This is a genomic window from Chamaesiphon sp. OTE_8_metabat_110, from assembly GCF_031382685.1.
Taxonomy (GTDB): domain Bacteria; phylum Cyanobacteriota; class Cyanobacteriia; order Cyanobacteriales; family Chamaesiphonaceae; genus Chamaesiphon.
Window position 1 is genome coordinate 1 of sequence record NZ_JANMZA010000087.1, and the last position, 7,961, is coordinate 7,961.

Annotated in this window: 6 protein-coding genes; 4 read left to right on the plus strand and 2 right to left on the minus strand. The window is 49.2% G+C overall.

All coding sequences use genetic code 11. The features are described 5' to 3' along the window. Window positions 1-1,213 (plus strand): BamA/TamA family outer membrane protein (locus RMO52_RS03250; protein ID WP_310410782.1); only part of this gene is annotated, 1,213 nt, incomplete at its 5' end. Window positions 1,214-1,492: 279 nt separating this feature from the next. Beyond that, window positions 1,493-3,193 carry a GTPase HflX gene (gene hflX / locus RMO52_RS03255; protein WP_396134868.1) on the plus strand — a complete coding sequence of 567 codons (1,701 nt, stop codon included), beginning with the start codon at window positions 1,493-1,495 and terminating at the stop codon, window positions 3,191-3,193. A gap of 819 nt (window positions 3,194-4,012) precedes the next feature. On the opposite strand, the gene RMO52_RS03260 is transcribed toward hflX, so the two are convergent. Continuing rightward, on the minus strand, window positions 4,013-4,906 hold the full coding sequence (locus RMO52_RS03260; protein ID WP_310410784.1) for a S1 RNA-binding domain-containing protein: 894 nt from the start codon (window positions 4,904-4,906) through the stop codon (window positions 4,013-4,015). Window positions 4,907-5,254: 348 nt separating this feature from the next. Further along, entirely contained in the window at window positions 5,255-6,031 is a 777-nt protein-coding gene (locus tag RMO52_RS03265) for a dienelactone hydrolase family protein (RefSeq protein ID WP_310410786.1), read from the minus strand. Window positions 6,032-6,328: 297 nt separating this feature from the next. Here RMO52_RS03265 and RMO52_RS03270 point away from each other — a divergent pair, with 297 nt between their 5' ends. Continuing rightward, window positions 6,329-7,234: a polysaccharide deacetylase family protein gene (locus RMO52_RS03270; protein ID WP_310410788.1), complete on the plus strand. Its 906-nt coding sequence runs from the start codon at window positions 6,329-6,331 to the stop codon at window positions 7,232-7,234. Window positions 7,235-7,385: 151 nt separating this feature from the next. Beyond that, the gene (locus tag RMO52_RS03275) at window positions 7,386-7,733 is read left to right on the plus strand and encodes a 4a-hydroxytetrahydrobiopterin dehydratase (RefSeq protein ID WP_310410790.1); all 348 of its coding nucleotides are present in this window, start codon (window positions 7,386-7,388) and stop codon (window positions 7,731-7,733) included. Window positions 7,734-7,961 lie beyond the last annotated feature (228 nt).

Consider the following 7,961-nt stretch of genomic DNA (forward strand, 5'->3'; position numbering starts at 1 on the left):
AGCGGGTAAAATTTTCAACCGGAATACGATTCAAAAAGATCTGCGACGGATTTATGGCTTGGGGTTATTCGATGATGTCCGCGTCTCTTTTGCCCCCGGTAGCGATCCGGCAAAAGTGATCTTGCAACTGAATGTCATCGAGCGGAAAACAGCTAACATCCTGGCTGGGGGTGGTATTAGCTCGACCAGTGGCTTGTTTGGGAGTGTCAGCTACAACCAACTAAATATCGGCGGTAACGCTCAAAAATTAGGTGCGGAAGTCCAGATCGGCACGCGATCGGATGTCCTATTCGACGTGAATTTCACCGACCCGTGGATTGCCACCGACCCCAACCGCACATCTTATACTGCCAATCTGTTCCAACGTCGATCGACTTCTCTCGTATTTGATGGCGGCACAAATCCCGGTTATATCCCTGGAACCACCGATATCCCCCGGATTCGGCGTCAGGGAGGCGGGATTACCTTCAGTCGTCCGCTCAATGGCGATCCCTTTAGCGATAGTGCTTGGCGCGGTTCCCTGGGCGTGCAGTATCAACGCGTCGCCATTCAGGATGTCGGCGGGGGTGCGATCGTGCCTATAGATACCCGAGGTGGCGATCTGAGCTTTAGTAAAACCGGACAGGACGATCTGCTGATGGTGCAGCTCGGCGTCACCCAAGATTTACGCAATAGTTTCACAGATCCGACCCAAGGTACCCTACTCAAACTCGGACTAGATCAGTCAGTGCCAGTGGGTTTGGGTAATATCTTCATGACCCGCGCCAGAGCGAGTTTTACCAACTACACTCCCGTAAGCTTGATTAATTTTACCCCCGGCTCGCAAGCGTTGGTGTTCAACATCCAAGGCGGCACGATCTTAGGAGATTTACCACCCTATGAAGCGTTTAGTTTGGGCGGCACTAGCTCCGTGCGCGGCTATGAAGATGGCGATGTGGGTTCGGGACGTAGTTATGTCCAAGCTACTGCCGAATACCGTTTCCCCCTCATTTCGATCGTCGGTATTGGCATCTTTGCCGACTATGGTACCGATTTGGGTACGGGCAGTAGCGTTCCAGGCAATCCCGCCGGATTGCGTGGCAAACCAGGCAATGGTTTTGGCTACGGAGCAGGGCTGCGGGTGAATTCCCCCATCGGGCCGATTCGGATCGATTATGCCCTCAATAACCGCGCGGAAACGCGGATTCAATTTGGAATCGGGGAAAGATTCTAATCTAGGGACTTCGTTTTCGGTGGGCTTACCCCCCAACCCCCCTTATAAAGGGGGGCTTTTGCTCCCTCCCCTGCTTGGTGCGCTAAACCGTCGGTAAACCCGACGAGCGCGCATCCGCTTTATAAGGGGAGGGCTGGGGTGGGGTAACACGGACTACGCAGCAACTTAAATAACTTACGTTACACCGCAGATCCCCCATCTCCCATCTCCCATCTCATAACAAAGTTTTACAACACCGCCCCAAACGCCATCCCCAGCCACTACACTAGAAGTAATGCGTTGGGAAAAGAACATATCGAGACGATCTACGGCAACTTACAAGGATTAAAATCCAATCAGATCAAACAACTGCGGAAGTTGTATAACGACAGACTACCAGGCGATCGACTGACTACGCCAGAATTCGCTCAAAAGTTAGCGGCGATTAGTGCAGAAATTCGCGACCCGGTGAGCGTATATATCAATCGGCGCGGTCAAATTATTCGCTTGGGTGTGGGTACTCCCGGTCAAACTCAAATTCCCCCGTTAGAATTACCCCGCTATGGTGCGGAGCGGTTGAGTGGGATTCGGTGTATTTCGACTCAGCTCAAATCGGAAATCCCCAGTGAGAGCGCACTCACCTCGATGGCGATCCAGCGGCTGGATGCGCTGGTAACTTTGAATATTACTGGCAGCGGCTTTCAAAAGCGTGGTGGGGGTGCGACGGGATATATTCAAGATACCTATCTCGCACACCTAGTGCCACATCCAGAGATTAACTGGACGATTTCGCCGCCGTTGAGTTTAGAGGATCTGAGCGATCGAGACTTTCTAGATCTAGTCGATGGGATCGAAAGTGAATACGCGCGGGATGTTGCCAATCAGAACGTCGCCGATGAAACCGATCGCGTATTATTAGTAGGTGTCAAAACTGACTACGTGACTACTCAGCGATTTAATGATGGCTTAGAAGAAATCGTTAAATTAGTCCAAACCGCTGGCGGGGAAGTCCTCCAAACCGTCCAACAGAAGCGATCGAAACCCCACCCCCAAACGGTAGTTGGCGAAGGCAAGATCCAAGAAATCGCCCTCGCCGCTCAAAAAATTGGGGCGAATCTGATTGTCTTTGATTGCAATCTCTCCCCCAGTCAAGGACGCAACCTCGAAACCCAAATCGGGATTCGGGTAGTAGACAGAACTGAGGTGATCTTAGATATCTTTGCCCAACGCGCTCAATCTGGAGCGGGTAAACTCCAAGTCGAACTAGCCCAACTAGAATACATGATGCCGCGTCTAACTGGGCGCGGTCAAGCCATGTCTCGCCAAGGTGGTGGGATCGGCACTAGAGGGCCTGGAGAGACCAAATTAGAGACCGAACGCCGGACGATTCAAAAGCGAATTTCACGACTTCAGCAGGACGTGAACCAACTCCAAGCACATCGTTCGCGGCTGCGGCTCCAACGCCAGCATCACGATGTTCCGTCTGTGGCTCTAGTCGGCTATACTAATGCAGGTAAATCCACCCTGCTCAATACCCTAACTAATTCCGAAGTCTACATCGCCGACCAGTTATTCGCCACCCTCGATCCGACAACGCGACGGTTTCAGGTACCAGCGAGCAATGATGGGGACTTGCGGCAAATATTACTCACCGATACAGTTGGTTTTATTCACGAGCTACCACCACCACTGATGGATGCCTTCCGCGCCACCTTGGAAGAAGTCACCGAAGCCGATGCGCTGATCCATCTGATCGATCTGTCCCATCCGGCTTGGCACAGCCATATTCGCTCCGTGATGGGAATTTTGAGTGAGATGCCGATCGCCCCAGGGCCATCGCTGATCGTGTTTAATAAGATCGATCGGGTCGATAGTGACAGACTAGCTCAAGCTGAGGAAGAGTTCCCTAATGCGGTATTTATCTCTGCCTCCGAGCGGCTGAGTCTCGAAACCTTGCGCCAAAGAGTCGGACAGCTCATCGCTTATACGGTGCCAGCTTAATCTCGATCGGTAGGTGGGTGCAAATATTTATTAAATAGATAATGCCTAAAACCTATACGGTGGGCGATGCCCACCCTACTAGTTATCTCCCATCTCCCATCTCCCATCTACCCACACTAACAACCCATAACTAGCACTAGTTATATTTGCTCTCGATCGACCTTACATGATGAATCATGACTTTTTAGTTACCTTTTAACCATTGGATCTACGGGGATCTAGGTTAAGCTGTTCACATCTGTACTCGATCGGAATCTAATTTATCTAGTTCCCAGAGAGCTTACAGGGTGGTTTAACAGAACGTGCGGGAGTCGGTCAGCAAATTTTCCCGATCGACTCCTCTGCCTTTTCTCCCCAAAATTCACGGTCGAGCCGCTTGCCGCAAGTTTGAGCCACATAGAGCTTTAAATTTAATTAAGCTGCATTATCCTCCTGGAGAGAATCTCCCGAGGATTTCTTGCGTTTTGGCAAGATGTTTGTTACAATTCTTAATAAGAGATAACAACCAGCTTTACAATTCAGCATTAACGTCCCAAGCGGTCACATACCAGCTAGTATCAGTTTTTGGCAGAGTCTAAGGAATGAGTTTTCTCCTCCCAACACAGCTATCTTACCAACCGATCGAGCGATCTGTTGGTTTTTCATTATCTGACAACAAATCCGGTTTGTACAACCGACAAACCTTGCCCTCACCTCCAACCCCTCTCCCAAGCTTGGGAGAGGGGAGCCGGAGCCGCAGGATCTGGCGGGGTGAGGGCTGCCTGGGTTTTCGATCGCAAAACAAGGGTTTGTAAAGCGGATTTGGTATTAAAACCTAACTCAGTTACCAAATAACTTCTTCGCCGCGCGTTCGCTGCGAGCTTCGGCAGATGCCATCACTTCCGCCATGTTTTCTAACATCTCACCGGGATGATTTTCTAGGACGCGGGTAGAGAGCGAAATCTTGCCATTACCTTCATCGAGATCGATAATCATCGCTTTGATTTCTTGACCGATTGTGAATAACTTCTCACAAGCTTCGACCCGATTTTGACTGACTTGTTTGATATAGATTAAACCAGTATTGCCATCGAATTCGACAAAGGCTCCAAACTGTTTAATCCCGACAACAATACCACTGACTAATTGACCCAATTCTAGTTGACTAAAATTAGCAGTGCGGGTTGCTTGGCGTTGCGAGAAGACCAACTTATTTTTCTCTTTATCGGCTTCGATAATCACGCCCGGAATGCTGGTACCAACCAGGGATTCATGGTCGCGTTCGAGTAATTGCGATCGAGGAATAAAGCCGCGAATCCCCTGGAAGTTTACCGTGACACCACCCTTATTCACACCAGTTACTTTCAACTGGATCGATTCTTTATTGCTTTGAATATCACCAACTTGATTCCAGGCATATCTGACCTGTAATTGACGTTTGGAGAGTGTCACTTGTCCGTCGGCATTTTGCTCCCGAATAATCAGAAATTCTTGCTCGTCCCCAATCGGTAATAATGCCGATAGATCTGCCGATTCATCTGCGGCAACTTCCTCTGCTGGCACGAAGGCGAGGGATTTACCATTAATATCTACATACACACCATCGCTATCATAGCTGTGGATTTTACCCCGCACTAATTGGTCTTTTTCAAAACTGACGACTTCAGCATCTAAGGCTTTAGCAAAGTCGTCCATTGAAAAAATTTCGGCTGGGGTAGTTTGAGTCTTATTCATTAAATTAGGTTTGAGGTTTGAGGTATGAGAGGGTGTTTGAAAAGTCTAATTGCTTCGTTCATGGTGGGTAAATCCCCCTGCTTGGTGCGCTTCCATGGTCGGGAAACCCGACCGGAGCGCATCCGCTAAATCCCCCTTAAAAAGGGGGACTTTCATCCGGTTCCCCCCTTTTTAAGGGGGGCTAGGGGGGATTTTCTAGGGTTTGCGAGTGCTAATCTATACTTTTCAAACATCCTCTTAGAGATCGACTGAAGATCGGGCAATCGTCGTTACTCGCCAATCTCTAAGTTTAAGGCAATGGTGCCGATCGGACGCAATAGTGCCTCTACATATATTATGCCGCGCTACTTAGACAGATTTGAGTCGATCGAATAGTTCGGTCACATGTTGCCAAGCATCCTCCGCCGCAGTCGGGTTGTAACTGTCCCGAACATCGCAACAGAAGCCGTGTTCGGCACCGGGATACTGCCAGATTTGATGGGGAATGCCAGCTTGAGTCAAGGCGGTGTCGATTTCGCTAATCTGCGCGGGCGGAATGCTCCCATCGTCCATCCCAAAGAACAGATCTATCGTACCCGCGATCGCCCCCGCTCGACTCACGGATGGTTCGCCACCGCCAGGAGTCCCAGTAGTAATTCCCGCACCATAAAAGGATGCAGTCGCGGTAATATCGGCGAGTGTCGCTGCTAAAAAAGCCACATGTCCGCCAAAACAAAAACCGATACAGCCGAATTGGGATGTAACTTGAGGTAAAGTCTTGAGATATTCAATCGCCGATTGAATGTCACCGAGTAGTTGCGCGGCATTCGTCTGCTGAGCATAACTGCGACCTAATTCGATATCTGCGCTAGTATAACTCGTCTCAAATCCCGGTGCGATGCGGTCGAATAATGCCGGGGCAATGGCAACGTAACCCATGCTAGCAATCCGTTCGGTGACAGCGCGAATGTGGGTATTGACGCCAAATATTTCTTGGAGTACGATAATTCCGGGAAACTCGCCCGCTGTATCTGGCATCGCCAGATAGGCGGCAACTTCTGGCAATTGGGAATCTTTTGTGGTGGTCGTCACGTCAGAATGGACTCTAGCCGCAATCTGTTGCGTTACCACTGGCAACTTAGTCATATAGATTAATCTCTTCAGTGTTAGCGATCGTCACGAATGAGTATACTTACATCTTGCACCACTTACTCCTAAGTACTATCCACTATCCACTATCCACTATTCACTTTATTTCGATCGCAATGAATGAGTAGAACAGCTAAGTTTGGCGGAATGTTTTGATATAATCTTACTGTCTTCGCTAGCTCAGACCGAAAAGTAGAGTCAGACTACCTTTAATTATGCAAAAAATTAGGATAGTCAGGCAACAGGATGACAAACCCAGATTGAACCCTTGTATAAACGTTAGGAGTTGCTAAATTGGCTAGAGGTGAGTACCAAGATCGGATCGGCAGATTACTACCAGGTAAAACTTTATGGGTAGCGGTCGCCGTCATGTCGTGTGCGGCAGTCGCATTACTACATACTATATTTAGTAGCATAAATCCGAATGCTTCGATCGCCAAGACGGGACTGGTCGAGACTGTCGAGGTGACGACAGCAATTGCCCGGAGCTTTCCGATGAACTTTGACGTTCCCAAAAACTTTCAAGCCAAAACGATTAAAGATGCCCCCGTACCTGGTGCCGAAAAAGTCATCGCCCTCACCTTCGATGATGGCCCCTGGCCGGAAACTACCGAGAAAATTTTAGCAACTCTCAAACAAGAACAGATTAAAGCTACCTTTTATATGATCGGTCAGCCACTCAAATCTTTCCCCGAAATCGGTAAAAAAGTCCTCGCCGACGGTCATGTCATCGCCAACCACACGCTCCACCATTGGTACAAGCAGATGAGTCCGTTAGTCGCCCAGCGGGAAATCGAAGACACCGCCAAAATCATCAAAGAAGTCTTAAATGTCGAAACCGCCTACTTTCGACCACCCGGCGGCATGTTAACTAATGGTTTAGTTGCCTACGCCCTCAAACACAACCAATCGGTGAATATGTGGTCGGTGGATTCTGGCGACAGCAACCCCCGCCGCCCCTCCTCCGAAGCGATTCTCAAAACCGTCCTCAATGGTGCAACCCCTGGCGGTATCGTGCTGATGCACGATGGTGGTGGCAGCCACAACAATACCGCCATCGCCGTTCCCCAGATTATCGCCCAACTGCGCGCCCAAGGCTACAAGTTTGTCACGGTGCCCGAACTCCTCGAACTCTCATCTGCGTTCTCAGAACCTCCCATCGCGAAAACTACATCTGAATCGATCGATCGTCGCTCCTAGATCGTTAATCATCGATAATTGACATATCCCTACTAATACTATGTTAGTAGGGATATCATTTTATGTTGCTCCTCGATCGTTAATCATCGATAGTTAAAATATCCCTGCTAAGACTATTTAGTAGAGATATCGTTTTAGATGGAGATTATTTATGTCAGAATTAACGCAACAACAGTGTGTCCCTTGCCTTGGTGGTGAAACCGCAATTACGCAGGCTCAAATCGACGCCTTTCAACCCCAAATTCCCGATTGGTGTCAGTACGAAGTCAAAGGCGAACAACGCATCGAACGCCTATATCAATTCAAAGATTTTCAAACCGCACTCGCCTTCACCAATGCCATCGGCGAACTAGCCGAGTCTCAATCCCATCATCCCGCACTCCTGACAGAATGGGGTAAAGTCACCGTTACCTGGTGGACGCACACCGTCGGCGGCTTACATCTCAACGACCTAGTGATGGCAGCCAAGACTGAGGAAATTTTTAAACAGTTTAAGTAAAGGACTGGGAGACGGGGGACTGGGAGACTAGGAGACTGGGAGAACAGGAGACTGGAGGATTTCGGCATCACCTCTTACCTCTTACCTCTTACCCTTTCCCCTTTTCCCTTTTCCCCTTCCCCTTTTCCATACCATCTCCCATCTCCCATCTCCCCCCTAACTCGAAGCACTAGTATAGAACCGCAGTGCAAATCGCCAAAAGTAACTAGATAACAATAGCAACACCAC